Consider the following 25,948-nt stretch of genomic DNA (forward strand, 5'->3'; position numbering starts at 1 on the left):
AGCCGGTCGGTGGTACTCGATACGGGGAAGGAGCGCCGGCCGGCCGCGGTGATACATGCGGGCCGAAAACAAGAAAGTGGATGGCGGGCGTCGCGCCCGCCATCCACTGACGACTGTAGATCGACTTTTAGAAGTCCCAGTCCTCGTCTTCGGTGACCACTGCCTTGCCGATCACGTACGACGAACCCGAGCCCGAGAAGAAGTCGTGGTTCTCGTCGGCGTTCGGCGAGAGGGCGGAGAGGATCGCCGGGTTCACGTCGGTGACCTCCTTGGGGAAGATCGCCTCGTAGCCGAGGTTCATCAGCGCCTTGTTCGCGTTGTAGTGCAGGAACTTCTTGACGTCTTCGGTCAGGCCGACCTCGTCGTAGAGGTCCTGCGTGTACTCGACCTCGTTCTCGTAGAGCTCGAAGAGCAGCGCGTAGGTGTAGTCCTTGATCTCTTCGCGGCGCTCCGGGGTCTCCTTCTCGAGGCCCTTCTGGAACTTGTAGCCGATGTAGTACCCGTGGACTGCCTCGTCGCGGATGATGAGGCGGATCATGTCGGCGGTGTTGGTGAGCTTGGCGTGGCTCGACCAGTACATCGGCAGGTAGAAGCCCGAGTAGAACAGGAACGACTCGAGCAGGGTCGAGGCGACCTTGCGCTTCAGCGGGTCGTCACCCTGGTAGTAGTCCATAACGATCGCTGCCTTCTTCTGCAGGTTCTCGTTCTCGGTCGACCAGCGGAAGGCGTCGTCGATGTCCTTCGTGTTGCTCAGCGTCGAGAAGATCGACGAGTAGCTCTTGGCGTGCACCGACTCCATAAACGCGATGTTCGTGTAGACGGCTTCCTCGTGCTGCGTGATCGCGTCGGGGATGAGCGAAACGGCGCCCACGGTGCCCTGGATCGTGTCGAGCAGGGTCAGGCCGGTGAACACGCGCATGGTGAGCGTCTGCTCGGCCGGCGTGAGCGTGTTCCAGGACTGGATGTCGTTGGAGAGCGGGATCTTCTCGGGCAGCCAGAAGTTGTTGACGAGGCGGTTCCACACCTCGACGTCTTTCTCGTCTTCGATGCGGTTCCAGTTGATCGCGTCGACGTGGGAGAGCAGTTTGATCTTGTCGGTCATTTCGTGATTCCAGTCGTCGTGGGGAGAAGGGTTAGAGCATGCACGAAACGCAACCGTCGACCTCCGTGCCCTCCAACGCCATCTGGCGCAGGCGGATGTAGTAGATCGTCTTGATGCCCTTGCGCCACGCGTAGATCTGCGCCTTGTTGATGTCGCGGGTCGTCGCCGTGTCCTTGAAGAACAGCGTCAGCGAGAGGCCCTGGTCGACGTGCTGCGTCGCCGCGGCGTAGGTGTCGATGATCTTCTCGGAGCCGATCTCGTAGGCGTCCTGGTAGTACTCGAGGTTGTCGTTCGTCATGAACGGCGCCGGGTAGTAGACGCGGCCCAGCTTGCCTTCCTTGCGGATCTCGATCTTCGCGGCGATCGGGTGGATCGACGACGTCGAGTTGTTGATGTACGAGATCGAGCCGGTGGGCGGCACCGCCTGCAGGTTCTGGTTGTAGATGCCGTGCTGCATGACGGACGCCTTGAGCTCGGCCCAGTCGGCCTGCGTCGGCACGTGCACGTTGCTGTTCGCGAACAGCTCGGCGACGCGCGCGGTGGCGGGAGCCCACTCGGCGTCGGTGTACTTGTCGAAGAACGCTCCGCTGGCGTACGTGGAGTCCTCGAAGCCGTCGAATGTCGTCGCCTGCTCGATCGCGATGCGGTTGGAGGCGCGCAGGGCGTTGAACAGCACCGTGTAGAAGTAGATGTTCGTGAAGTCGATGCCCTCCTCCGACCCGTAGAAGATGCGCTCGCGGGCGAGGTAGCCGTGCAGGTTCATCTGGCCGAGGCCGATGGCGTGCGAGCGGTCGTTGCCGTCTTCGATCGAACGCACGGACGAGATGTGGCTCTGGTTGGAGACGGCGGTCAAGCCGCGCACCGCGGTCTCGACCGTGAGGCCGAAGTCGGGCGAGTCCATGGCCAGCGCGATGTTCATCGAGCCGAGGTTGCAGCTGATGTCCTTGCCGATCTCGTTGTACGAGAGGTCGTCGTTGTAGGTCGTCGGGGTGTTGACCTGGAGGATCTCGGAGCACAGGTTCGACATGTTGATGCGGCCCTTGATGGGGTTCGCGGCGTTCACGGTGTCTTCGAACATGATGTACGGGTAGCCGGACTCGAACTGGATCTCGGCGATCGTCTGGAAGAACTCGCGCGCCTTGATCTTGGTCTTTGTGATCGCGGGGTTGTCGACCATCTCGCGGTACTTCTCGGTGACCGAGATGTCGCCGAAGGGAACGCCGTAGAACTTCTCGACGTCGTACGGCGAGAAGAGGTACATCCACTCGTCGTTCTTGGCGAGTTCGAACGTGATGTCGGGAACGACGACGCCGAGGCTCAGGGTCTTGATGCGGATCTTCTCGTCGGCGTTCTCGCGCTTGGTGTCGAGGAACCGCATGATGTCGGGGTGGTGCGCGTTCAGGTAGACCGCGCCGGCGCCCTGGCGGGCACCGAGCTGGTTGGCGTAGCTGAAGGAGTCTTCGAGCAGCTTCATGACGGGGATGATGCCCGACGACTGGTTCTTGATCTGCTTGATCGGCGCACCGGCCTCGCGGATGTTGCTCAGCAGCAGGGCCACGCCGCCGCCACGCTTGGAGAGCTGCAGCGACGAGTTGATGCCGCGCGAGATCGACTCCATGTTGTCCTCGATGCGGAGGAGGAAGCACGAGACGAGTTCGCCGCGCTGCGCCTTGCCCGAGTTGAGGAAGGTCGGGGTGGCCGGCTGGAAGCGGCCGGACAGCATCTCTTCGACGAGGTTGATCGCGACCGACTCGACACCGGCGGCCAGGCCGAGGGCGGTCATCACGATGCGATCTTCGAAGCGCTCGAGGTAGCGGTCGCCGTCGAAGGTCTTCAGCGTGTACGACGTGTAGTACTTGAACGCGCCGAGGAAGGACTGGAAGCGGAACTTCTTCGAGTAGGCGAGGTCGTTGAGTTTGCTGACGAACTCGAACGAGTAGCTGTCGAGCAGCGTTCCGTCGTAGTACTCGTTCTCAACCAGGTAGTCGAGGCGTTCACGCAGCGAGTGGAAGAACACCGTGTTCTGGTTGACGTGCTGGAGGAAGTACTCGCGAGTCGCCTCGTGGTCCTTCTCGAACTGGATCTCGCCGTCGGGGCCGTAGAGGTTCAGCATCGCGTTGAGGGAGTGGTAGTCCATCTGTACGCGGCCGGGAGCCTCGATCACTGAGCTGTCCAAAATTCTTCCAATCTGTCATCGACGGCGGAGACGTCGTCGGGTGTTCCGAATACTTCAAAGCGGTAGAGCAGGGGCACGGCGCACTTGTACGCGACGATGTCGCCGGCCAGGCAGTAGGCGGCGCCGAAATTGGTGTTGCCGGCGGCGACGACGCCCCGGATGAGGGAGCGGTTGCCCTGCTCGTTGAGGAACTGCTTCACCTGCTGGGGCACGGCCGAGGAGTTCGAGCCGCCGCCGTAGGTGGGCAGCACGAGCACGAAGGGCGAGTCGACCTTTAAGGTCGGTTGCTTCACGCCGTCGATGTGGCTGTGCAGCGGGAGGCGGGTGGCCGGCCGGCCGAGCTTCTCCGCGAAGCGGTGTGTGTTTCCCGATGAACTCGAGAAGTAGACGATCTCGGTCACGCCGCTATCCCCGCCGATCTCAGGAGGCGATGAGGGCGATCTTGTCGGGGCGGAACCCGCTCCAGTGGTCGTTCTCGGTCACGACGACCGGCGCCTGCAGGTAGCCCAGCTGCTTGACGGTCTCGAGCGCCTTGTCGTCGACGGAGACATCGAAAACCGTGTACTCGATGCCCTTCTTGTCGAGGGCGCGGTAGGTGGCTGTGCACTGCACGCAGGAAGGCTTGCTGTAGACCGTGATCATTCTGGGTTTTTCCGTTCTTCGAGAAAGATCAGACTACATGTTGTGCTCCCTCTCGTCACCCGCCACTACGGATAGTGGTTCAACTGCTGGCGTGTCGCGGCGTGTCGTGAGTGCTCAGGGCAGGGTGACGACCAGTTTCCTGGCCGAAACGCCCACGCGCATGCGGTCGATGGCGCCTTGAATCTGGACGAGACCGTTCCCCACGATCTCCGGCTGCGGTTCGGCCCGGTGGCTGCCGTCGGCGAGGGCGGCGGGCAGGTAGGCGGTCCAGAGCATCTCTCCGACGTCGTTGTGCATGATGGTGCTGCCCCACACGAAACGGGCCCGGATGCCGCGGCTCACGCATTTCACCTGGAGCGCGATGTTGCCGCCGACCAACCGCGCCATCAGCGAGATGCGCGAGACCGAGAAGCCGCTTCGTCGCGGCTGGTCGTAGAACGACACCGACGGGCTGGTCAGGGCCACACGCCGCGCTCCCGTGGCGGCGGCGATTGCGACACACGGCTCAGCCGAGCCGACCGCGATCGCCACTACGCCGACGACCCGCGACCCGCGGGCTGCGGTCGCGACCTTCGCGACCGCAGCCGGGTCGCGATAGTCGACGACGTCTGACGCGCCGAGCTTGCGCATCAGCTCATGGTTGCTCGGCGACGCGGTGGTGATAACCCGGTAGCCGGCAGCGCGTGCGAGTTGGATCGCGTTGCTGCCCACGCTCGTCGAGCCTCCCCAGACGACCACTGTTTCGTCTCGCTGTGCTGCCCCGGGGGACGGGTGGGCGAGTCCGAGTTGGTCGGACTGGAACAGGGCGGCCGCGGCGGTCGATACGGCGAGCGGCAGCACGACCGCCTCCTCGAACGGCATCGCGTCCGGCAGCGCGGCGGCGAGCCTCTCCTCGATGACGACGAATTCTTGGAAGCCGCCCTCCGCCGTGTGGTCGCGACCCTTCTCCATGCCCACCGCGTAACCCAGCACACGGTCGCCCGCTTGAAAGCGCGTCACCGAGCGACCGACTGCGACGACATCGCCCGCGACATCCTCGCCCAGTATCGCGGGATAGCTGAGCCACCCGTACATCAGCCGGCCATTCGACTGGGTGATCGCGTCGAGCGGGTTGACGGCCAGCGCGCGCGTCCTAACGACGAGCTGCGTGTCGCCGGCGACGGGGTACGGCGACTCGCGCACCGCCAGGTCTGCGTAGGGCGAATCGATCCAGGCGGCGGTATTGGCGGTCATGGGGTCCTTTCGGCTAATGGCACGACGTGTCATCACCATGATGACACGAAATGTCATCTACGCTGGACAGATGACCAGATGGGCCCCGGACGCAGCGCTACGACTCGAAGAATCGGCGATGCACCTCTTCGAGCAACAGGGATACGCGGCGACGACAATTCCGCAGATCACCGCCCACGCCGGGCTGACCACACGCACCTTCTTCCGGCACTTCGCTGACAAGCGTGAGGTGCTCTTCCTGCGCGACCGGGAATTTCTCGCGGTGGTGCGGCAGTCGCTCGTCAGCCTGCCCGCCGGTCTCGGGCCGGTCGAGCTGGTGCGGGAGGGGCTCGCCGCGATCTCCCCAGCGTTCGCTGCGTGGCGGGAGCCGGTGGCGCGTCGACGCGCGATACTCGCCGCCGAGGACCAGTTGCGGGAGCGGGAGCTGCTCAAATCGGCACGACTCGGCGATGCTGTGTCCGACGCCTTAGTCGAGCGCGGCGTGTCCGGCGCCGACGCCCGACTTCTCGCACCGCTCTCTGTGCTGGTGTTCAACGCGGCACTCGACGACTGGCTCGATGCCGACGACGAGTCGGCGCTCGCCGATCATCTCGCGTCCACCTGGTCGCGGCTCGCCGGGCTGGCTGCGGGCTAAACGTTATGCCGTGCGCCGTTCCGGATCGGTGCGGCGGAGCATGAGGGTCGTTGTCGTCCGGCGGCCGCGGATTACGCTGGGACGAATGGCCGGCAGTGAACCTTTCGCGCTCTGCCGGACAGTACAGGCATGAGCATCGAGACGAGCGACGCCGAGTACTGGCGGGTGGCGCTCACCGACGACGGCGACAGCTTCGCCGCGGTGTTCGACCGCCACCAGCACCGGGTGTTCCGTCACAGCCTCGCCCTCGTGCCGACCTTCGACGATGCCAAGGATGTCGTTGCCGTCGCTTTTCTCGAGGCGTGGCGCAAGCGCTCGAGCGTACGGTTCGTCGACGGTTCGCTGCTGCCGTGGTTGCTCGTCACCGCGACGCACGCCGCACAGAACATCTCCCGGTCGGCCCGTCGCCACCGGGCCCTGCTCGACCGCATCCCGCCGTCGCCCGACATGCCCGATCCCGCCGATTCGTTCGACGACGGGCCGGCCATGGCGGCACTGCGGTCGCTGTCGCAGAACCATCAGAACATCGTCACTCTCTGCATCATCGAGGGGCTTCCGGTCGCCGAGGCCGCCCGTGTGCTGCGGGTGCCTCCCGGCACCGTGAAATCGCGGCTGCACTTCGCCAAGAAGGCGCTCGCCACCCAACTCGAGCACCACCGCCCACCCTCCACCCTGACCGAGGCCATCGAATGGACACACCGATGAACGACCCGAGACTGCAGCCGGACCAGGTGCGCGCGATGCGCGCCATGCTCGTCGCCCACGTCGAGGAGGGCGCCGCACCCGCCCGCCGCCGGTACGCCGTGCGTGCCGGGTTCGGCGCGCTCGCGGTCGGCGCCCTTGCCGCGGTCGTCGCCGTGGTCACCGTGGTCGTCTCCCCGGGCGACCCGGCCGACTCCCCGAATGCCCCGGGCATGTTGCGCGCCGCCGCGGACGCGACGGCCGACCCCGAGCCCGCCGACGGACAGTTCCTCCGCATCGCGACCAGCGCCTCGCACCTCGCGATCACTTCGGTCGACGGCAGCGTCGACACGGCGATCGGCTACGTCGACTCCCAGGTACGCGACGTCTACCTCGCCGCGGACGGCACCGTCGAACCGGTGGCGACCACCACGTCGGTCGAGCCGACGGTGTTCTTCGGCGCCGGCGCGCAGCAGTTCGCCGCGGAGTCCTGGAACGGCGACGACGACGTGGTCGTGGTGCCGGCGTCGCTGGGCGCCGACCTGACCCGTCCGGTCGAGGACCAGTCGGCTATCCCACGTGATCCCGACGCGCTCCTCGTCTACCTCATCGAGTACCGCTACCAGGCAGGGTCGAGCGACGAGAACGTCTTCGCCCACGTCGTCGGTCTGCTGCGCACCGGCAACGTCGCGTCCGACCTGCGTGCCGCCCTCTACCGGGCGCTCGCGCTGATGCCGAGCATCGTGATCACCGAGGAGGAGGCGACCCTCGACGGCCGCGAAGGGACGGCGATCGGACTGCGCGGCGCCGACGGCGACACCCGGCAGGAGATCGTCATCGACCCGTCGACCGGCGAGTACATCGGGGTGCGCCGCGTCACGATCGACGGCTTCGGCGAGATACCGCCGGGCACGGCCCTCGAGTACACCGCCCTCAGCACCTCCGTCGTGGACTCGGTGCCCCGATGATGCGCGCGAGAGTGACCCTCGTCGGCATGGTGCTCGCCGCGGCCGTCCTGGTCGCCGGCTGCACCAGCCCCGAACCGGCGACCCCGTCCAGCAAGCCGGCCGAGCCGACGCCGATCCCGACGATCACGGCCGCCGCCTCCGACGCGGCCTTCGGAGGGCTCGAGGCGACGTTCGACGCCCGCCTCGGCGTCTACGCGATCGACACCGGCACGGGCGCCGAGGTCGTGTACCGGGCGGACGAGCGGTTCGCCTATGCCTCGACGTTCAAGGCGCTCGCCGCCGCCGCGGTGCTGCAGAAGAACGACCTCGCCGACCTCGACCGGGTCGTCACGTACTCGAGCTCCGATCTCATCACCTACTCGCCGGTCACCGAGCTGCACGTGGCCGAGGGCATGACGCTCGGCGAAATCACCGAGGCGGCCGTGCGGTTCAGCGACAACACCGCGGGCAACCTGATGCTCGACGAACTCGGCGGGCCCGAGGGGCTCACGGCGGCGCTCGCCGACATCGGCGACGACGTCACGCAGGCCGTGCGCTGGGAAGCCGGACTCAACGACGGCGTGCCGGGCGACCCGCGCGACACCACGTCTCCGCGCGCGTTCGCCACCGACCTGCGCGAGTTCGCTCTCGGCGACGCGCTCGACGCCGACAAGCAGGCGCTGCTCATCGACTGGATGACCGGCAACGCGACCGGCAGCACGCTGATCCGGGCGGGCGTTCCGGCCGACTGGGTCGTCGCCGACAAGTCCGGCAGCGGCGGTTACGGCGTGCGAAACAACATCGCCATCGTCTGGCCCCCGGATGCCGCACCGATAGTCATCGCCGTGCTGTCGACGCGTGACTCGCCCGATGCCGCCCGCGACGACGCCCTCGTCGCGCAGGCCGCCGCCGTGGTGGTCGACGCCCTGAAGTAACCCCGCCCCTCACTCCCGCCCATCGCGGCCCCGCCGCGCTCATTTCCACGCCACCGAAAGGGGTCTCCTTTGCGCGCCCAGAAACTCCGCCGCACCGTCACCGCACTGCTCGGCTTTACCGCCTTCTCCGCCCTCGCGGGCGTGCTCGTCGCGGCGTCGCTCACACCGCTCGTCGCGGTCGCCGGCGTCACCGCCACGAACACGGTCGGCATCTTCGACAGCCTCCCCGAGTTCATCGAGCTCGGCGACCAGCCGCAGAAGAACGCGATCTTCGCGGTCGAGGGCGTCGACGCTGCCGGCGCGCCCGTCTACCGGCAGATCGCCCAGGTCTACGACCAGAACCGCGAGGAGGTCGGCTGGGACGCGGTGTCGCAGTTCCTCAAAGACGCGACCGTGGCCGGCGAAGACCGCCGCTTCTACGAGCACGGCGGCGTCGACCTGCCGGGTGTCATCCGCGCGGCGGTGGAAAACGCGTCCGGAACCTCGCAGAGCGGGGCGTCGACGCTCTCGATGCAGCTGGTGAAGAACATCTACATCCAGGACGCACTGCAGCTGCCGACCGACGAGGCGCGGAAGGCGGGCATCGCCGCCGCGCAGGAGGCGACCCTCGACCGCAAGCTCAAAGAGATGAAGCTCGCGATCGGCCTCGAGAAGAAATACACGAAAGACGAGATCCTGCTCGGCTACCTCAACATCGCCGGGTTCGGCGGCAACAACTACGGCGTGCAGGCCGCAGCCCAGAGGTACTACGGCGTCTCGGCGGCCGACGTGACTCTCGCCCAGGCCGCCTCCCTCGTCGCGATCGTGCAGGAACCGGGCGCGCGCGGTCTCGACGACCCGGCCAATTACGCGGCGAACCTCGAACGCCGCGACGTGATCCTGAGGAACATGTTCGTCGAGGGCACGATCGACCGCGCCCAACTCGACGAGGCGCTCGCGGTTCCCGTCGACGAGACGACGGTCGTGCTCGCGCCTTACACGAACGGGTGCATCGCGGCCGACCCGTACGCCACCTACTTCTGCGACTACGTCACCGCGCTCGTGCCCGAGCTCGAGTCGCTCGGCGGCACCGCGAGCGAGAGGGCGGCCAACTGGAAGCTCGGCGGCTACAAGCTCTACACGACGCTCGACCTGCGACTGCAGACCGTCGCCCAGGACACGGTGACGGCGCAGGCGCCCGCGACGGAGACCCGTCTGGCGCTGGGTGCGGCCGCCGTCTCGGTGCAGCCGGGCACCGGGCGCATCCTCACGATGGCCCAGAACACCCGGTTCGACAACACCGAGTTGGGCGGCGGGCCCGGCACGACGAGCGTGAACTACACCACCGACCGGCCGTACGGCGGATCGCGCGGTTTCCAGGCCGGCTCGACCTACAAGGTGTTCACGCTGATCAACTGGCTGCAGAACGGTCACGGTCTGAACGAGGTCGTCGACGGCAACGGCCGCACCGTGCAGCAGGCCGCGTTCGCGAACAGCTGCCCGAACAGCAGCACCGGCGGCGGCGTCGAGGACGGACCGTTCGGCGGACCCTGGCCGTTCAAGAATTCGTCGGGGGAGCGCGGCTCCCGCAGCGTGATGGATGCGACCGCGGCATCCATCAACGGAGCGTATGTCTCTATGGGTCTGCAGCTCGACCAGTGCGAGACGAAGCGCATCGCACAGGCCCTCGGCGTGCACACCGCCAACAACGTCGACGACCCGGCGACCACCGACATCGTCGAGAACCAGCTCGGCTCCAACCCGTCGGCGATCATCGGTACGAACACCGTCGCGCCGCTGACCATGGCCGCCGCCTACGCGGGGATCGTGAACCACGGCACCTACTGCGCCCCGGTCGCGGTCGACTCGCTCACCGACGCCGACGGCGTCGCGCTGCCGGGACAGGCGCATGCCTGCAGCCCCGCGATCACGTCCGAGGCCGCGGCGACGACCGCGTACGCGCTCGAGAACGCCATGGCCCGCTACGCCGGCAACCCACGCGACGGCGTGCCGATCCTAGGCAAGACCGGCACCACCGACGATTTCGACCAGACCTGGTTGATGAGCTCGACCACCGCGGTGACGACGGCGGTGTGGTTCGGCAACGTGAGCGGCAAGTACGACCTCACGCGCTATCCCGGCGGCATCAACAACCGGCACACCATCGCGAAACCGATCAACGCCGCGGCGAATGCGTTGTACCCGGGCGGTGCGTTCGATGCGCCATCCGCCGGTCTCGTCTCGGCGCCGGGAATCGCGCTGCCGTCCCTCGTCGGCGGCAGCGTGGAGAACGCCCGGTCGATTGTCGAGGGGCTGGGGCTCGTCTACTCCGACGGCGGGCAGGCCGATTCGACCGCACCCGCGGGCACGGTCGTGTCGCCGGGCGACGGGACGACCGTGACCCGCGGCAGCACGGTCGCGGTGGTGACCAGCAACGGTGCGCTCGTCGACATGCCCGACCTGCTCGGCAGCGAGGCCGGTGCCGCCTCGTCGACGCTGACCGCTGCCGGTTTCGCGGAGGTGAAGCTCGTCTGCGTGGCGTTGGGCGAAACGGAGCCGGGCGTCGGAACCGTCGTGTCGAGCAACCCGGCCGCGGGCGCGGCGGCTCGCACGTCGGACGGCGCGACGCTCGGTGTCGGCAAGGCGGCGTGCTGACCTACGCGGCGAACGGCCCCGTCGCTGCGAACGCGTAGTCGGCGAAGCGTTCGCCGATCAGGCGGTGCGACGCCGTGTCGGGGTGCAGCGCGTCGGGCAGCGGGTGCACTTCGGCGTCAGCCTCGCCGAACAGGGCAGTGCCGTCGAGGTAGTACAGGTTGGGGTCGGCGGCCCGGCGCTCGACCAGCGAGGCGAGAGCCTCGCGGATCACCCGCAGCGTCAGCTTGCCGCTGTTGCGGTCGTCGGGGTCGCCGGTCGCGATGAAGCGGATCTGGCCGGTGCCGAAGCTCGCCGGGTCGAAGCCGCCGGGGCCGGGGGTGTCCTCGTGGATGCCGCAGAAGATCGGCGAGACGAGCACGATCGGCGTGGTCGGGTGGCCCTCGCGGATGGTGTCGAGGAACCCGTGCACCGCGGGTACGAAAGTGCGCAGCCGCATCCCGTCGAGGTTGACGACGTTGATGCCGAGCTTGACGCTGATCAGGTCGGCCTCCGAATCGCGGATGACGCGCGCGACGAACGGGTCGACGAGGGCGCTGCCGCCGAAGCCGAGGTTGCGCAGGTCGACGCCGCCGCGGCGGGCGGCAATCGCGGGCCAGATCTCGGTCGGGGTGCTCGCGTTGGAGCCGTGGCTGATCGAGCTGCCGTGGTGCAGCCAGACGCGGCCGTCGGGCGCGACGGTGTCGACCGGGGCGTCCGCGCGCAGTTCGACGAGTTCCACCGTCTCGTTGTGCGGCAGCCAGAGTTCGACGCGCTTGTCGCCCTCGGGCAGCGCGAACGTCGACGCGTGGGCCTCGCCCGGCAGGAACTGGGCGGCACCGGTCTGCAGGTTGATCTGCGTGACGTCGCCGCCGTCGAGGGTGTCGCTCGCGAGCGGTTCGCCGTCGACGACGAGGTCGACGTGCCCGCGCGGGCGGTCGGCGCCGAGGTAGGTGACGCGGCTCGGGTGGGTGACGAGCGTGATTTCGCGCGCGGCGGTGGTCACGACGACGCGCACGCCGGAGGGCTGGGCCTCGACCATCAGCAGTTGCGGGTCGGGATACGTGTCGCGGACCCACTCCGGCAGGCGGTGCGGGCGGATGCCGCGGGGCGTGGTCTCGAAGTCCGTGACGCCGTGCAGGTGGTCGGGGGTGATGGGGATGGTGATCATGAGTTCTTTCCGGTGCTGGGCCAGGCGGCGAGGAGGCTGTCGAGCGCGTCGAGGGCGATGCGCCACGAAGTTTCGGGGGCCGGCTGGCTGTGGTCGAAGCTTCCGATGCGCTCGAGAGCGATGAAGCCGTTGATGGTGCTGCCGAGCAGGCGGATGGCGTGCACCCGGTCGGTCGGCGAGAGTCCGTAGCCGCGCAGCACGGCGTCGGTGAGCGCGACGAACCCGCGCGCCGCGTCGGAGTCGACGGCCGCCGCCCCCGCGCGCCGCTCGAGCGACTGCCAGAGGCCGGGGTTCGAGCGCGCGAACTCGCGGTGTGCGTCGGCGAACCCGTGCAGCGCCTCGCTGCCCGAGCGGCCGGCGACCGCGAGCGAGGCGGCCCGCGCGAGCTCGCTGAGGGCGAGCGCGGTGATGCCGTCGCGCAGGGCGGCGAGGTCGCGCACGTGCGAATACAGGCTCGGCGTCTTCACCCCGAGCCGACGGGCCACGGCCGACAGGGTGACGGCGTCGAAGCCGATGTCGTCGGCGAGGTCCGCGGCGTCGGCCACGACGACGGCCGCGGTCAGGGGTGATCTGCTCATCGTGCCAGCCTATACCCATTAGGAAATATCCGACAGTGCATAGGCGGTGCGAGACTGGTCGGGTGATGACCGACCTGCACCTCCCCGTCGACCTCGAGACACGTTCGGCACCCGTCACGCTGCGGCGGGCGACCGAGAACGATCTGGCCGCGCTGATGGCGCTGCTGTCGGACGACCCCGTCAGCGCCTCCCGCGGTGACGTCGCCTCGCCCGACGACGAGCGGCTCTACCGCGACGGTCTGCTCGCGGTGCTCGGCGAGCCGGGCAACGAGCTCCTCGTGGTGACGGACGCCGCGTCATCCGTCATCGGCACCTTCCAACTCACGCGCATCCCCGGCATGGCACGCCGCGGCTCGACCCGGCTGCTCGTCGAGGCGGTGCGGGTGCGCAGCGACCTGCGCTCGGCCGGCATCGGTGCGGCGATGATGCGATGGGTCGTGGATGTCGCCGCCCCGACTCTCGGCGTCGGGCTGGTGCAGCTCACCTCCGACGCCGCGCGCGTCGACGCCCACCGTTTCTACGAGAGGCTCGGGTTCGAGCGCTCGCACCTCGGATTCAAGTACTACGTCGCCGCCGGCCCCGGTCGATTGCTCCTGTCGCCGCCCGCGCCGCCGGTGCTACGGTAGGCGCCAGAAAGCGAGGCGCATCGTGGCAGTGACGGGCATCGGCGGGCTGTTCTTCCGCAGTGCCGACCCCGACGCGCGGGCCGCCTGGTACCGCGAGCACCTCGGCATCGAGGCCGGCCACGCGGGCATCTGGCAGCAGGATGCGGGCATGACGGTGTTCGCCCCGTTCCCCGCCGACAGCGACTACTTCGCCGCCGACCAGCCGTTTATGCTCAACCTCCGCGTCACCGGGCTCGACGCGCTCGCCGTGACGCTCGAAGCCTCCGGCATCCCCGTCGAGCGCCGTGACGAGTGGGACACCGACGACTACGGGCACTTCGCCCGCATCCACGACCCCGAAGGACTGCCGATCGAGCTCTGGGAGCCCCCGGCACAAGCGTAAGGAGATCCCCGTGACCGGTCGGATTCTGATCGACCTCTTCACCACGCTCGACGGCGTCTCGCAGGCTCCGGGAGGGCCCGAGGAAGACCCTGAGGGCGACTTCGAGTTCGGCGGCTGGCAGGCGCCGTTCGTGAGCGAGACCGACGGGGAGCAGATCATCGCGGGCATCCGGGCGACGGACGCCCTGCTGCTCGGGCGCAAGACCTACGACATCTTCGCCGGGTACTGGCCGCACGAGCTCGAGGGCCACGACTCCGAGATCGCGCGCAAGTTCGACGGGATTCCGAAGTACGTGGCCTCGCGGCACACGCCCGACCTGCCCTGGCGCGACTCCCACCTGCTGTCGCGCGATCTCGCGGCGGAGATCGCCGCGCTGCGCGAGCGTCACGCCGAGACGCACGTGATCGGCAGCATCGACTTCGCCCGCACGCTCGTCGCCGACGGCCTGTTCGACGTGCTCAACCTCTGGGTCTACCCGGTCGTTCTCGGCGCGGGCAAGCGGCTGTTCGACCCGTCCGGCTCGCCGGTCGGCCTCGAACTCGTCGAGGCGTCGGCCCCGACCGAGAAGGGTGCGGTGTTGCTGCGCTACCGTCCCACGGGAAAGCGGCCGACGACCGGCGACATGAGCGAGCCCGACCGCGGCGCGTAGACGTCTAGCGCCGCGAAGCCCGCGCGCCCTTGTCGCTGGTGGTTCGATGCTCTGGATCGCCAGAGAGCGGCCCATTCGAATAATTCGAAGGGTACTTGCCCGACCGAGCTAAATTCCTCAGAGCCTTGGCCCGCAGTATTTCAGCGAGCTCTCGGGAGCGTTTGCTGTAGCCAGTCATTCTCGCCACCTTTTCTTCGGTTTCGTCACGCTTCGTGACGAGATCGCGCCCGCCACGGCCAAAGCCATTTCACTATCTTCGTCCTGGCCCAAGGGACATCAATCAGGGAGATCAGCACGGATAGTCCCAGTTCAGACTCGCGAGGGTTTCTGCTGATTGCCAGGCCAATCGCCCACGAGAAGCGAGTCCACCACTGATCACGACCCACCCACTGGCGCGCTTTGCTCGCATTGACGGCGCCGATGACCGCCGCGGTGACAGCGCCAGCAGCCGCGATGACGGCTGCAACTAGCGTCGCCACGCTCTCGGCGGAGGGAGCTGCTGCAACGGCCAAGTCGAAGTCATTGCGACAGATTGCCACGGCCGGTCGTACTCATGTCTCAAACTTCACTGATGCGCGGTCTCACCCGCAAGATCAAGCTCGCCCCTGTGGATCAAGAGTGCCGCGTGACTCGATTCTGAGAATCCCGCACCTTCGCCCGCACTTCTCTGTAGCGTCACTCCCGTGACGATGTTCTCCGAGATACCTCCGGGCTGGCAGCCCGACAACGCGTCCCGGGCACCGCTGGTGCTCGTCAACGCGGTCGCGTTCTCGAAAGGGTCGAAGCCGCCGCCCGACCAGTGGACGCACTTCGCCAAGCTCCGCCCGGTCCCGTGGAAGCTGTTCACCGGCTTTCTCGCCATCGCGCTCGTCTGCGTCTGGGGCATCGTCAACATATTCGTGCAGTACCCCGACACCTGGAGCGACAACCTCTTCTTCATCGGCGCGATGGCGCTCGGCGCGGGATTCTTCGGCTGGGCGGTCATCAAGTCGGTGCTTTCCTATCCGGTACGCGCCGGCTGGCCGAGCCTCCACGGCCTCGGCATCGGGGAGTCCGGCATCGCCCTGCGTCTCGGCGGCGGCGATTCCGACATCCCGTGGGAGGCCGTCACCTCGGTCAGGGCCACGGTTACCAACGAGCTCAGCGACGACAAGGCCCACATCCCGGTCTTGCGGATCGAGCACTCCGGCACCGCCGTCGACTTCAACACCCAGATCCTCGGCGCTTCGCCGGTCGTGGTCTACCGGGCGCTGCTCTACTACTGGCTCAACCCCGCGAGCCGCGAAGAGCTCGGCACGACCGTCGCGCAGCAGCGCATGGACGGCTGGGTCGCGCAGATCCAGTGAGCACGCCTACCCTCTGTAGCGGGGGAATCATGACGCTAGATCTACGCTGGCTCGCCGCGCCCGACTCCGAGGTCGCCGCGGCGATGGCGGCCGTGCGACGCGACTCGCGACCGAAGTGGGTACCGACCCGGCGTCAGGTGCTCGTGCACGTGAACTACAGCCTGATGCTCTGGTACCTCGGCATCGCCTTCGTCACCATAGGCATCAGCGTCGACGTGCAGCACGACGGCAGCGCCGACGCGGCGGACATCGGCGCGCTGGTGGCCGCGGTCGCCGTGCTCGCCGTCTGGCTCGTGGGCACGTTCTGGCTGCATCGCTGGGCGGCTCGTCCTCCGTCGCCGAAAGTGCAGATGGGCGGATGGCGGCAGGATCTGACTGCTCTCGCCAACGGGTACGAGCCGCAGCCGAGGGAGGCGGCGGGTTTCACCTCCCTGATCACGTCGGGCGCGGGGCGCCCGCGTGCATACCCGCGCTTCGCGTCATCCGGAATCGAATTCGGCAACCTCATCGACCCCGGCAGCCGGTCGGCCGACTGGCACTACCTCGCCGTCACCCTGCCGGCGCCGCTGCCGCACCTCGTGCTCGAAGCCACCGCCAACGGCAGCGACCTGCCCGCCGGGGTCGACCGGTCGCAGCGCTTGACGTTCGCGGGCGAGTTCGACCGCGCGTTCCGCGTGTACGCGCCGGCCGAGTACGAGGCCGACGCGCTGTACTTCCTCACCCCCGACGTGATGGCGGCGCTCGTCGACGACGCGGCCGGGTTCAACGTCGAGATCGTCGACGACACGCTCGTCTTCTTCACGTCCGAACCGGCCGACTTCGGCAGCGCCGCGACCTGGGAGCGCGTCGCCGCGATCCTCGGAAACGCCGCCGCCCGCATCGTCGACAGCGCGACGCGCTACCGCGACGAACGGGTGCCCGGGCAGGAGGTGCCGCTCGTGATGCAGGAGATCCGCCACCGGATGGACCACCCGAGCGTGCCGTGGATCGCCCCGGAGCCCCGCATCGGCGTCGACGGCCATCGGCTCGACATCACCGACCGGCGCCACGGCGTGTGGTCGGTGCTCGGTGCGGTCGGCTGGTTCGTGCTGCGCACCGCGCTCTACGCGGTGCCGGGCATCTTCGCGTTCGCCGGGTTCATGTCGATCGTCGACGGCCGATAGCGTCACTGGACGACGCGTGTTCTCGGCCGCTCGCGGGTGTCGATAAGTTAGAACCGTGACCAACTCTTCTCTTCCGGGATCCGCCGTGTCCGATTCCAGCCGTGACGACACCCGAGACGCCGTCGACAGTGCCCTGCGATCCGACGTCAGTCTGCTCGGCGGACTGCTCGGCCAGGTGCTGCACGAGTCGGGCGGTGAGGATCTGCTGCACGACGTCGAGAAGCTGCGCGAGCTGGTCATCGACGCCTACGAGAGCGAGCGCAACGCGTCGATCGAGGACGCCGAGAAGCTCGTCGCAGCCTTCACGCCCGAACGGGCCGAGCAGGTCGCCCGGGCGTTCACCTGCTACTTCCACCTGACGAACCTCGCCGAAGAGCACCACCGCGTCCGGGTGCTGCGCAATCGGGAGGCGGCATCCGGGCTCGTCAAGGACTCGATCCCCGCGGCGCTGGCCAAGCTCACCGACGAGCTGGGCACCGAGCAGGCCGCGAGCCGGCTGGCCGACCTGCGCTTCCACCCCGTGCTCACCGCGCACCCGACCGAGGCCCGTCGCCGGGCCGTGTCGAGCGGTATCCGACGCATCAGCGATCTTCTGGGCGAGCGGGATGTCGCGACCGACGGCACCGTCACCGGGGCTGACATCGACCGGCGCCTCCTCGAAGAGATCGACGTTCTCTGGCGCACGTCGCCGCTGCGCACCACGCGCCCCACGCCCCTCGACGAGGTGCGCACGGCCATGAGCATCTTCGACCAGACGCTGTTCGAGGTCGTCCCGCGCGTGTACCGCCTGCTCGACGACTGGCTCCTCGGCGACGAGGCCGGCTCGAAGGCGTCCGTCGCCCCCGCGTTCTTCCGCCTCGGCAGCTGGATCGGCGCCGACCGCGACGGCAACCCGTTCGTCACCGCCGAGGTGACCAAGGAGGCCGCCGGCATCGCCTCCGAGCACATCCTGCGCGGGCTCGAACGCGTCGCCACCCGCGTCGGCCGCTCGCTGACCCTCGGCGACGCCGACACCCCGCCCACCGCCGAGCTCGTCGCGCTCGCCGACGAGCAGAACCGGGTCGCCCCGCATCTGGCCGCCCAGGTCGGAACGCGCGCGCCGCTCGAACTGCACCGCCGCGTGCTGCTCGTGATCGCCGGCCGCATCGCCGCGACCCGCAAGCAGCACGACGACCCCATCGCCTACCCGTCGGCCGCCGACCTGCTCGCCGACCTGCGCGTGCTGCAGGACTCGCTGCGTGCCGCCGGTGCCCACCGCAGCGCCAACGGCGAACTGCAGGGCCTCGTCTGGCAGGTGCAGACCTTCGGATTCCACCTCGCCGAGATGGAGGTGCGCCAGCACTCGCAGGTGCACCGCGAAGCACTTCGCGAGGCGACGGCGGGCGGCGAACTCAGCCCGATGACCGAGGAGGTGCTCGAGGTCTACCGCACGATCGCGTACCTGCAGAAGCGCTACGGCGTGCAGTCCTCGTCGCGCTACATCGTGTCGTTCACCCAGTCGTCGGCCGACATCAAGACGGTCTACGACCTCGGCGCCATCGCGCTCGGTTCAGCCGAGGCGGCGCCCGTGCTCGACGCCATCCCGCTCTTCGAGACCTTCGCCGACCTCAACGCGAGCACCACGATCCTCGACGAGATGATCCAGCTGCCCGAGGTTCAGGCGCGTCTCGCCGCGACCGGCCGCAAGCTCGAGGTGATGCTCGGCTACTCCGACTCGTCGAAGGATGTCGGACCCGTGTCGGCCACCTTCGCCCTGTTCGACGCCCAGTCGCGTATCGCGACCTGGGCGCGCGAGAACGACATCGAACTCACCCTCTTCCACGGCCGCGGCGGTGCGCTCGGCCGCGGCGGCGGACCGGCCAACGAGGCCGTCCTGGCCCAGCCGCCCGGATCGGTCAACGGCCGCTTCAAGGTCACCGAGCAGGGCGAAGTGATCTTCGCGCAGTACGGCGACAAGATGATCGCCGCCCGCCACATCGAGCAGATGGCCGCGGCCACCCTGCTCGCCTCGGCGCCCTCGAACGAGGAGAACAACGCCGCTGCCGCCACCCGCTTCGCCTCGATGGTCACCACCATGGACGAGGTGTCGCGCGTCCGCTTCTTCGAACTCGTCAAGGCACCCGGCTTCGCGCCGTGGTTCGCCCAGGTCACGCCGATGGAAGAGATCGGCCTGCTCGCCCTCGGATCCCGTCCGGCCCGCCGCGGCCTCTCGGTCGAGTCGCTCGAAGACCTGCGCGCGATCCCGTGGGTGTTCGCCTGGACCCAGGCCCGCATCAACCTCACCGGCTGGTTCGGTCTCGGCTCGGCGCTGGCCGCGGTCGGCGACGTCGACGAGCTGCGCACCGCGTACGCCGAGTGGCCGCTGTTCGCGTCGATGATCGACAACGTCGAGATGTCCCTCGCCAAGACCGACGGACGCCTGGCCGCGCGCTACCTCGCGCTCGGCGACCGCGACGACCTCGCTACGCTCGTCACCGCCGAGATGGACCTCACCCGCGAGTGGGTGCAGAAGGCGACCGGCCGCGACGAGATCCTCGAGAGCCGACCCGTGCTGCGCCGCGCGGTGCGCCTGCGCAGCCCGTACGTCGACGCGCTCTCGCTGCTGCAGCTCCGCGCCCTGCGCGCGATCCGCCAGCCGGGTCAGAGCGACCCGAGCGACCCCGACCACCAGCTGCTGCTGCTCACCGTCAACGGAATCGCGGCCGGACTGCAGAACACCGGATAGGCACTACGCGGCGAGTGTGAACTCGCCGCGTGACGCCGTCGCCGACCGGAGGCGGTCGGCGACTCCGTTCGTCAGATCGAGCAGGGTCGTGTCGAGCGATTCGCCGAGGGCGGCGAGGATCTCGCTCGACGGCTCCTTATGGCCGCGCTCGATCTCGGAGAGGTACTGCGGCGACACGGCCGCGCGCGCCGCGACGTCGCGCAGGGTCTCGCCGCGCTCGGTGCGGATTCCGCGCAACTGCTCGCCGACGAGGTGCCGCCAGAGGCGCTCGGGCCGGGTCGAGGCGGTGGCTTGCGACGCGTCATCCATAAGTCGGTCCTTTTCGCTCATGCGGCACAGTCAACCGCTGCGGGGTGCCGGCCGCGACGGGTTTCGCTCACAGCAGACGGCGCAGCTGCTCGACCACGAGGTCGGGGCGCGAGATAAACGGGTGGTGCCCGGTCGGCAGCTCGACGGAGCGCATGGCCCGGGCCGCGTGCTCCCGCTGCAGCGCGACCGAGGTGCTGCGGTCCTGCCCGCAGACGAGGTAGGTCGAATCGATACCCTGCCAGCCGGCGGCGGATGTCGGAGTGATGAAAGCCTCCGCGGACTGCGGGGCGACCCGGTCCCATCCCCCGCTCACGGCCGCGGCATCCGCGTCCTGCATAAAGCGCGCGCCGAACGACGCCGCGTCGTAGCCCGCGAGGCCGAGCGTGCCGTCGCCCAGGTCGGCGATCGAGACCGGGTCGCTCTCGCCGCTCATGATCGCGGCCTGCGCCTGGCCGACGTCGGGCAGGTAGGACGAGATGTAGAGCAGCCGGGCGATCGCGGGGTGCTGGCCGGCCTCGGCGACGACGGTGCCGCCGTAGGAGTGGCCGACGACGATCGTGTCTCCGCCTCGGTCTAGTGCCTCGCGCAGGGCTGCCGCGTCCTCGTGGAGTCCGCCCCTCGACGCGGTCTCGCCGCACGACGGCAGCGCGAGGGACCTGCTCTCGATTCCGGTCTGCTCGCGCAGCAGGGCGGCGGTGGGCTGCCACCACCACGCCCCGTCGCGCACCAGGGCGCCGTGTACGAAGAGCAGTTCCATTCGATTCCTTCCGTCGGTGATCCGACGCTACGGCCGATTCGCCGATCGTGCTCGCGAATCTGCTGACAGCAGCGAGACCGTGCGACCCTTGACGCATGGACCTCGAGGTGACCCCGCGCCTGACGATCCCTGCCTCCGAGCTGCAGTGGAAGTTCTCGCGCTCGTCGGGGCCGGGCGGCCGGCACGTCAACACCTCGGACAGCCGCGTGCAGCTGACGTGGAACGTGCAGGAGTCTGCCGCGCTGGACGACGATCAGCGTGCTCAGCTGCTCACCCGCCTCGGCCGGCGTCTCGTCGGGGGAGCGGTCGCCGTGACGGTGTCGGCGCAGCGCTCGCAGCTGCGCAACCGCGAGACCGCGCTCGACACCCTCGCCGATATGGTGCGCACGGCGCTGGCGCCTCCGGGCCCGCTGCGCCGTGCGACGAAGCCCACCCGCGGGTCGGCACGCCGCCACCTCGCCGCGAAGAAGCAGCGCTCGGCCACGAAGCAGCAGCGGCAGCGGCCGACGGGGGAGTAGCTCGCCGCAACCCGCTTGTCGGCGCCACCGTGGTCGGGCAGCGTGGATGTCGTGGGCTACTTCATCTTGGTCATCGCTCAGACCGCCGCGCTGCCGGTCATCAGCGGAGTCGTCGAGCTGGCCGTGGCCGGCGGCGATCCCGTGGCGGTCGTCGGCAAGTGGTGGGTGTTCTGGGGCGTCGGAACGCGACTGCTGGTCGCCGGCATCGCGCAGGTATCGGGCAAGGGGCCGACCGCCGCGATTCTCGGGGCGAGCACTCCGAGCGTGCAGGTCGTGCAGCTGACGCGTGAACTCGGCACCGCCAACATCGGGATGGGGTTCGCCGGTCTCCTCGCTCCCATCCCGGGCTGGGCGGTGCCCGTCGGGCTCGCCGGTGGTGTCTTCCTCTTCATCGCGGGCGCGATGCATGTCGCGAAGCGCGGCAAGAACGCGCGGGAATCGCTTGCCACGTGGACCGACCTCTTGGTCGGGGTCGTCGTGGTCACGCTCGCCGTCTATACCCTCGCCGCGACGGGCTGACACCCGCGGGTGGTCTGGGAGTGGATGCGGGACTAACGGACGAACCTCAGTTCGCCCGAGGGCGCCGTGCCGCGACGCGTGAACCCCGCGCGTTCGAGCACGCGCTGCGAGGCGGCGTTGTCGCGGTGCACGGTCGCGGCCAGTTGCCCCGGGGTGAGGTCGACGGCGTGCTCGACGAGGCGCCCCGCGTACCCCTTGCCCCAGTGCTCGGGAGCGATCCAGTAGCCGAGCTCGGTCTCGTCGCCGTGCACCGTGAGGGCGAGCAGCCCCACCCGGGTGTCGTCCGCCGACGCGATGAACCAGCGCAGCCCGTGGTCGGGGGTGCCGCCGTCGAGGGCGGTGTCGAACCGCTGCCGCACGTAGTCGTCGCTCCACGGGGCGCCGTCGCCGACGAAGCGGATGACGCGGGCGTCCTGGGCCAGCGCGCGGAAGAACTCGCGGTCGTCCGGGGCGAGCGCGTGCACGCTCAGCTGCTCGGTCATGGGGCCAAATTACACGGGGTAGAAACGGCACGCGCGACCCGAGTAGCTTCGCGCCATGACAAACCTCACGGAAAAACTGGCTGAATCGGTGCCCTCCTGGGGCGCGAAGCTCGCGTACGGCGAAACAGTGACGCTGAACGGTCATGACATCATCCCCGTCGCGCTCGTCGTGTTCGGGTTCGGCGGCGGGGAAGGCTCGGGCGACATGCCTGACGGCGAGTTCGGTCCCGCGAAACGCGGCGAGGGCAGCGGCGGGGGAGGCGGCGGATACGCCCTGCCGATCGGCGCCTACGTCGGCGACGCGAACGGGCCCACGTTCCGGCCGAACCCGATCGCGCTCGCCGTGATCGCCGTGCCGCTCGTCGCGGCCGCGGGGCTGTCGATCGCGCGCATCATACGCGCCACGCGGTAGACCGGCCCTGCCGGCCCCCTGCCGGCCCCCTGCACAAGCCCGCCCAACAGGACGCGCGGGGCGGAACCGCGCATCTGATCCTGTCGAGCGCGCGTTGGGGCCATTTCATCCTGTCGAGCGGCGCCGACGTGCGGCACGCGATCTGTGCCGCAGGCACAGCATCTCTCGATTCTGCGTGCCGCCGGCCCAAGAGCGGCGTGACGATGCGCGAATAGGCTGAGACGAGCATCGCCTACCCTTGATGCGCATCGTTTCCGCGACCCCGAGAGGGCCGACCCCGAAAGAGCGCCGTGAAGACCGAATTCCGCAGGCTCACTGAGACTGACCTGCGCGAGACCCTCGGGTTCCCCGGGCAGCCGGTCTACGACAAGATCCTCGACCACCTCGATCGCAACTGCCTCGCGTTCCTGGCCCACTCGCCCTTCCTCTGCCTGTCCACCTCCGACAGCGCGGGCAACTGCGACAACTCGCCCCGCGGCGACTACCCCGGCTTCGTGCGCGCCCTCGACGACCGCACCCTCGTGATCCCCGACCGGCTGGGCAACAAGCTCGCCGACTCGTTCACCAACATCCTCGACAACGGCCACGTCGGACTCGTCTGCTTCGTGCCCGGCATGACCGAAACGCTGCGCATCAACGGCACCGCGTACATCACCGACGACCCCGGCCTGATGGCGATGCTCGAGCAGGACCACGTCACCCCGACCCTCGCCACCGTGATCCGCACCGAGCAGGTCTACCTGCACTGCGGCCGCGCGCTGTTGCGCTCGGGCCTGTGGGATCCCGAGATGCAGGACCTCGCGAAAGAGCTCCCCACCTCGGGCACCTTCTGGGCCGAGGCCTCCGGGTACGCCCCCGAGGTCGCCGGTCTGATCGACGAGGGCATGGTCGGCGCCTACGAGACGTTGTACTAGTGCCCAGTAGAAAAGGCATGCTTCCGCTCGTCGTGAAGCGCATCGAGTCGCAGTCTGCCGGCATCCTCAGCATCGAACTCGGCGACCCCGACGGCGTGCCGCTGCCGCCGTGGGAAGCCGGCGCCCACATCGACGTGCAGCTCGTGACCCGCCAGCAGCGCCAGTACTCGCTCTGCGGCGACCCCGCCGACCGCGGCACCTACCGCATCGCGGTGCTGCGCGAGGAGTACTCCCGCGGCGCCTCGATGTACATCCACGAGTACCTGCGCGAGGGCCGCACGGTGCACGCGAGCGCGCCGCGCAACCTGTTCCCGATCGCCCCGGCCGACGAGTACCTGCTGCTCGCCGCCGGAATCGGCATCACGCCGATCCTGGCCATGGCGAACGAGCTGGAACGCCGCGGTGCCACGTGGTCGATGAACTACGCGATTCGGGATGGCGCGGACCTGCCGTTCCGCGCCGACCTCGACGCCCTCGGCCAGAAAGTCACGATCAACTCGCCCGACCGCGCCGGAAGGCTCGACCTCGAGTCGTACCTCGCCGAGCCCCGACCCGGTGTCGCGGTCTACACCTGCGGTCCCGCACGCTTCACCGACGCGGTGCTCGAGGCGATGCGCGAGTGGCCGCGCGGCAGCCTCCACCTCGAGCGCTTCGAGCCCAAACCGGCCGTCGTGCGGGCGAACGAACCGTTCACCGTGCGGGTCGAGGGCACGGACGTCGCGGTCGAGGTGCCGGCCGACCGGTCGATGCTCGCGGCGCTCAACTCGGCCCGGGTTCCCGTCGCCGGGTCGTGCCTGCGCGGCATCTGCGGTTCGTGCGCGGTGCGCGTGGTCGACGGCAAGGCCGAGCACCGCGACTCGCTCACGAGCGACGAGGACTCCACGACGATGTACCCGTGCGTCTCGCGAGCGCTGACGCCCGAGCTGGTGATAGCGGCGCCCGAGTAGCCCGGCCCACTCAATCACCGAAAACGCCCCGCTCGTGGGAAAGTGGATCATCCGACAACCACTCCGAGTGAGGACACGCACGATGAGCCAGTATTCCGTGGTCGACCCCGCCACCGGCACGACGGTGAGCGACTACCCGACGATCTCCGCAGACGAGCTCGAGGCGGCACTCGCGGCCGCGTCATCCGCCTATCAGGACTGGTCCCGCAAGACCACGGCGTCCCAGCGCACCGCACTCATCGCCCGCGTCGCCGACCTGCACGAAGAGCGTGTGCAGGAGCTCGCCGAGATCGTCGTGCGCGAGATGGGCAAGCCGCTCGACCAGGCCGTCGGAGAGGTCGAGTTCGCCGCCGCGATCTACCGCTACTACGCCGACAACGGCGAGGCGTTCCTCGCCGACGAGCCGATCACCCTCGCCGAGGGCAGCGGCAGCGCGTTCGTGCGCCGCGTCGGCGTCGGCGTGCTGCTCGGAATCATGCCGTGGAACTTCCCCTACTACCAGGTGGCCCGGTTCGCCGGCCCGAACATCGTCGCGGGCAACACCATCGTGCTCAAGCATGCTCCGCAGTGCCCCGAGTCGTCCGCGGCCATCGCCGCGATCTTCGCCCAGGCGGCGGAGGAACTCGGCGTGCCCGCCGGCGTGTACACCAACGTCTACGCGACCAACGAGCAGGCCGCCACGATCATCGCCGACCCGCGCGTGCAGGGTGTCTCCGTCACCGGCTCCGAGCGCGCGGGAGCCGCCGTCGCCGAGATCGCCGGCCGCCACCTCAAGAAGGTCGTGCTCGAGCTGGGCGGGTCCGACCCGTTCGTGCTGCTGTCGACCGATGATCTGGATGCCGCGGTGCAAGATGCGGTGAACGCGCGTCTCGACAACAACGGCCAGTCCTGCAACGCCGCGAAGCGCTTCATCGTGACCGACGCGCTCTTCGACGACTTCGCCGAGAAGTTCACGGCCGTGTTCACCGCCGCGCAGCCCGCCGACCCGATGGCCGACGGCACGCTCCTCGGCCCGCTCTCGTCGGCCGCCGCGACCGAGCGCCTCGACGAGCAGCTGCAGCGCGCCATCGCCCAGGGCGCGACCGTGCTCGCGAGCGGCGAGGTGACGGGCAACTTCTTCCCGCCCGCCGTGCTCACCGACGTCACCCCCGCGATGGACGCGTACCACGAGGAGTTCTTCGGCCCCGTGGCCGCGCTCTACCGCGTGCACTCCGAGGAGGAGGCGATCCGCCTCGCCAACGACACCCCCTTCGGCCTCGGCTCCTACGTCTACACGACCGACGAGGCACAGGCCCTGCGGGTTGCCGACGCGATGGACGCGGGCATGGTCTGGATCAACCTCGTTCTCGGCGACGCCGCCGAGCTGCCGTTCGGTGGCGTCAAGCGCTCGGGTTCGGGTCGCGAGATGGGCAAGTTCGCGATGGAGGAATTCGTGAACAAGAAGCTCGTCCGCATAGCGGGTTGAGCCTGTCGAAACCCCACGCACTACA

27 protein-coding genes are annotated in these 25,948 nt (G+C 68.8%); 17 read left to right on the forward strand and 10 right to left on the reverse strand.

Going from position 1 to position 25,948, the window contains the following annotated elements:
* Positions 1-127 precede the first annotated feature (127 nt).
* The 5 genes from nrdF to HD599_RS01760 form a co-directional block, all read right to left on the reverse strand.
* Complete coding sequence (nrdF, locus tag HD599_RS01740) at positions 128-1,102, reverse strand: class 1b ribonucleoside-diphosphate reductase subunit beta (RefSeq protein ID WP_184233081.1); 975 nt, start codon at positions 1,100-1,102, stop codon at positions 128-130.
* A gap of 31 nt (positions 1,103-1,133) precedes the next feature.
* Positions 1,134-3,239, reverse strand: a complete 2,106-nt coding sequence (nrdE, locus tag HD599_RS01745; RefSeq protein WP_184240177.1) for a class 1b ribonucleoside-diphosphate reductase subunit alpha — start codon at positions 3,237-3,239, stop codon at positions 1,134-1,136.
* Positions 3,240-3,262: 23 nt separating this feature from the next.
* A complete protein-coding gene (gene nrdI / locus HD599_RS01750; protein ID WP_184233083.1) occupies positions 3,263-3,679 on the reverse strand; it encodes a class Ib ribonucleoside-diphosphate reductase assembly flavoprotein NrdI in 417 nt (138 codons plus the stop codon).
* 19 nt (positions 3,680-3,698) lie between these two features.
* Positions 3,699-3,920 (reverse strand): glutaredoxin-like protein NrdH, encoded by a 222-nt coding sequence (gene nrdH, locus HD599_RS01755; protein WP_184233085.1) that lies wholly within the window; start codon positions 3,918-3,920, stop codon positions 3,699-3,701.
* Positions 3,921-4,034: 114 nt separating this feature from the next.
* The gene (locus HD599_RS01760; RefSeq protein ID WP_184233087.1) at positions 4,035-5,153 is read right to left on the reverse strand and encodes a zinc-binding alcohol dehydrogenase family protein; all 1,119 of its coding nucleotides are present in this window, start codon (positions 5,151-5,153) and stop codon (positions 4,035-4,037) included.
* Between the two features lie 118 nt (positions 5,154-5,271).
* Here HD599_RS01760 and HD599_RS01765 point away from each other — a divergent pair, with 118 nt between their 5' ends.
* From HD599_RS01765 to HD599_RS01785, 5 genes are all read left to right on the forward strand, one after another.
* The gene (locus HD599_RS01765) at positions 5,272-5,787 is read left to right on the forward strand and encodes a TetR/AcrR family transcriptional regulator (protein WP_184233089.1); all 516 of its coding nucleotides are present in this window, start codon (positions 5,272-5,274) and stop codon (positions 5,785-5,787) included.
* A 129-nt stretch (positions 5,788-5,916) separates the two neighbouring features.
* Positions 5,917-6,492, forward strand: coding sequence for an RNA polymerase sigma factor (locus HD599_RS01770; protein ID WP_184233091.1), 576 nt, complete (start codon positions 5,917-5,919; stop codon positions 6,490-6,492).
* Positions 6,489-7,436 carry a CU044_5270 family protein gene (locus HD599_RS01775; RefSeq protein ID WP_184233093.1) on the forward strand — a complete coding sequence of 316 codons (948 nt, stop codon included), beginning with the start codon at positions 6,489-6,491 and terminating at the stop codon, positions 7,434-7,436. The genes HD599_RS01770 and HD599_RS01775 overlap by 4 nt, the downstream gene beginning before the upstream one ends.
* The gene (bla, locus tag HD599_RS01780; RefSeq protein WP_184240179.1) at positions 7,436-8,350 is read left to right on the forward strand and encodes a class A beta-lactamase; all 915 of its coding nucleotides are present in this window, start codon (positions 7,436-7,438) and stop codon (positions 8,348-8,350) included. The genes HD599_RS01775 and bla overlap by 1 nt, the downstream gene beginning before the upstream one ends.
* A 69-nt stretch (positions 8,351-8,419) precedes the next feature.
* On the forward strand, positions 8,420-10,984 hold the full coding sequence (locus tag HD599_RS01785; protein WP_184233095.1) for a transglycosylase domain-containing protein: 2,565 nt from the start codon (positions 8,420-8,422) through the stop codon (positions 10,982-10,984).
* 1 nt (position 10,985) lies between these two features.
* On the opposite strand, the gene HD599_RS01790 is transcribed toward HD599_RS01785, so the two are convergent.
* On the reverse strand, positions 10,986-12,131 hold the full coding sequence (locus tag HD599_RS01790) for an SGNH/GDSL hydrolase family protein (protein ID WP_184233097.1): 1,146 nt from the start codon (positions 12,129-12,131) through the stop codon (positions 10,986-10,988).
* Positions 12,128-12,709, reverse strand: a complete 582-nt coding sequence (locus HD599_RS01795) for a TetR/AcrR family transcriptional regulator (RefSeq protein WP_184233098.1) — start codon at positions 12,707-12,709, stop codon at positions 12,128-12,130. The genes HD599_RS01790 and HD599_RS01795 overlap by 4 nt, the downstream gene beginning before the upstream one ends.
* Positions 12,710-12,771: 62 nt before the next feature.
* On the opposite strand from HD599_RS01795, the gene HD599_RS01800 reads away from it, so the two are divergent.
* The 6 genes from HD599_RS01800 to HD599_RS01825 all read left to right on the forward strand — a co-directional run bounded on the left by HD599_RS01800 (position 12,772) and on the right by HD599_RS01825 (position 19,600).
* Positions 12,772-13,335 (forward strand): GNAT family N-acetyltransferase, encoded by a 564-nt coding sequence (locus HD599_RS01800; protein ID WP_184233100.1) that lies wholly within the window; start codon positions 12,772-12,774, stop codon positions 13,333-13,335.
* Positions 13,336-13,357: 22 nt separating this feature from the next.
* The gene (locus HD599_RS01805) at positions 13,358-13,717 is read left to right on the forward strand and encodes a VOC family protein (RefSeq protein WP_184233102.1); all 360 of its coding nucleotides are present in this window, start codon (positions 13,358-13,360) and stop codon (positions 13,715-13,717) included.
* A gap of 10 nt (positions 13,718-13,727) precedes the next feature.
* On the forward strand, positions 13,728-14,366 hold the full coding sequence (locus tag HD599_RS01810) for a dihydrofolate reductase family protein (RefSeq protein WP_184233103.1): 639 nt from the start codon (positions 13,728-13,730) through the stop codon (positions 14,364-14,366).
* A gap of 683 nt (positions 14,367-15,049) precedes the next feature.
* Positions 15,050-15,712, forward strand: a complete 663-nt coding sequence (locus tag HD599_RS01815) for a hypothetical protein (protein ID WP_184233105.1) — start codon at positions 15,050-15,052, stop codon at positions 15,710-15,712.
* 29 nt (positions 15,713-15,741) lie between these two features.
* Positions 15,742-16,875: a hypothetical protein gene (locus HD599_RS01820; RefSeq protein WP_184233107.1), complete on the forward strand. Its 1,134-nt coding sequence runs from the start codon at positions 15,742-15,744 to the stop codon at positions 16,873-16,875.
* Between the two features lie 55 nt (positions 16,876-16,930).
* Positions 16,931-19,600 (forward strand): phosphoenolpyruvate carboxylase, encoded by a 2,670-nt coding sequence (locus HD599_RS01825; RefSeq protein WP_184233109.1) that lies wholly within the window; start codon positions 16,931-16,933, stop codon positions 19,598-19,600.
* Positions 19,601-19,603: 3 nt separating this feature from the next.
* On the opposite strand, the gene HD599_RS01830 is transcribed toward HD599_RS01825, so the two are convergent.
* The gene (locus tag HD599_RS01830) at positions 19,604-19,930 is read right to left on the reverse strand and encodes a helix-turn-helix domain-containing protein (protein WP_425489149.1); all 327 of its coding nucleotides are present in this window, start codon (positions 19,928-19,930) and stop codon (positions 19,604-19,606) included.
* A gap of 46 nt (positions 19,931-19,976) precedes the next feature.
* Positions 19,977-20,666, reverse strand: a complete 690-nt coding sequence (locus HD599_RS01835; RefSeq protein WP_184233112.1) for an alpha/beta hydrolase — start codon at positions 20,664-20,666, stop codon at positions 19,977-19,979.
* A gap of 95 nt (positions 20,667-20,761) precedes the next feature.
* On the opposite strand from HD599_RS01835, the gene arfB reads away from it, so the two are divergent.
* Together arfB and HD599_RS01845 are read left to right on the forward strand one after the other, a co-directional pair.
* Positions 20,762-21,184 (forward strand): alternative ribosome rescue aminoacyl-tRNA hydrolase ArfB, encoded by a 423-nt coding sequence (gene arfB, locus HD599_RS01840; protein WP_184233114.1) that lies wholly within the window; start codon positions 20,762-20,764, stop codon positions 21,182-21,184.
* 51 nt (positions 21,185-21,235) lie between these two features.
* A complete protein-coding gene (locus HD599_RS01845) occupies positions 21,236-21,703 on the forward strand; it encodes a hypothetical protein (protein ID WP_184233116.1) in 468 nt (155 codons plus the stop codon).
* A gap of 32 nt (positions 21,704-21,735) precedes the next feature.
* Here the strand turns inward: HD599_RS01845 and HD599_RS01850 are convergent, their stop codons facing one another.
* Entirely contained in the window at positions 21,736-22,185 is a 450-nt protein-coding gene (locus HD599_RS01850) for a GNAT family N-acetyltransferase (protein WP_184233118.1), read from the reverse strand.
* 55 nt (positions 22,186-22,240) lie between these two features.
* Between HD599_RS01850 and HD599_RS01855 the strand changes: the two genes are divergently transcribed.
* From HD599_RS01855 to HD599_RS01870, 4 genes are all read left to right on the forward strand, one after another.
* Positions 22,241-22,597, forward strand: a complete 357-nt coding sequence (locus HD599_RS01855; protein WP_184233120.1) for a hypothetical protein — start codon at positions 22,241-22,243, stop codon at positions 22,595-22,597.
* Positions 22,598-22,887: 290 nt separating this feature from the next.
* Positions 22,888-23,511 carry an MSMEG_1061 family FMN-dependent PPOX-type flavoprotein gene (locus HD599_RS01860; RefSeq protein ID WP_184233122.1) on the forward strand — a complete coding sequence of 208 codons (624 nt, stop codon included), beginning with the start codon at positions 22,888-22,890 and terminating at the stop codon, positions 23,509-23,511.
* Between the two features lie 17 nt (positions 23,512-23,528).
* Positions 23,529-24,458, forward strand: a complete 930-nt coding sequence (locus HD599_RS01865) for a PDR/VanB family oxidoreductase (RefSeq protein ID WP_184233124.1) — start codon at positions 23,529-23,531, stop codon at positions 24,456-24,458.
* A gap of 82 nt (positions 24,459-24,540) precedes the next feature.
* Entirely contained in the window at positions 24,541-25,923 is a 1,383-nt protein-coding gene (locus HD599_RS01870) for an NAD-dependent succinate-semialdehyde dehydrogenase (RefSeq protein WP_184233126.1), read from the forward strand.
* Positions 25,924-25,948: the final 25 nt, after the last annotated feature.

The sequence above is a fragment of the Conyzicola lurida genome (assembly GCF_014204935.1).
Taxonomy (GTDB): Bacteria; Actinomycetota; Actinomycetes; order Actinomycetales; family Microbacteriaceae; genus Conyzicola; species Conyzicola lurida.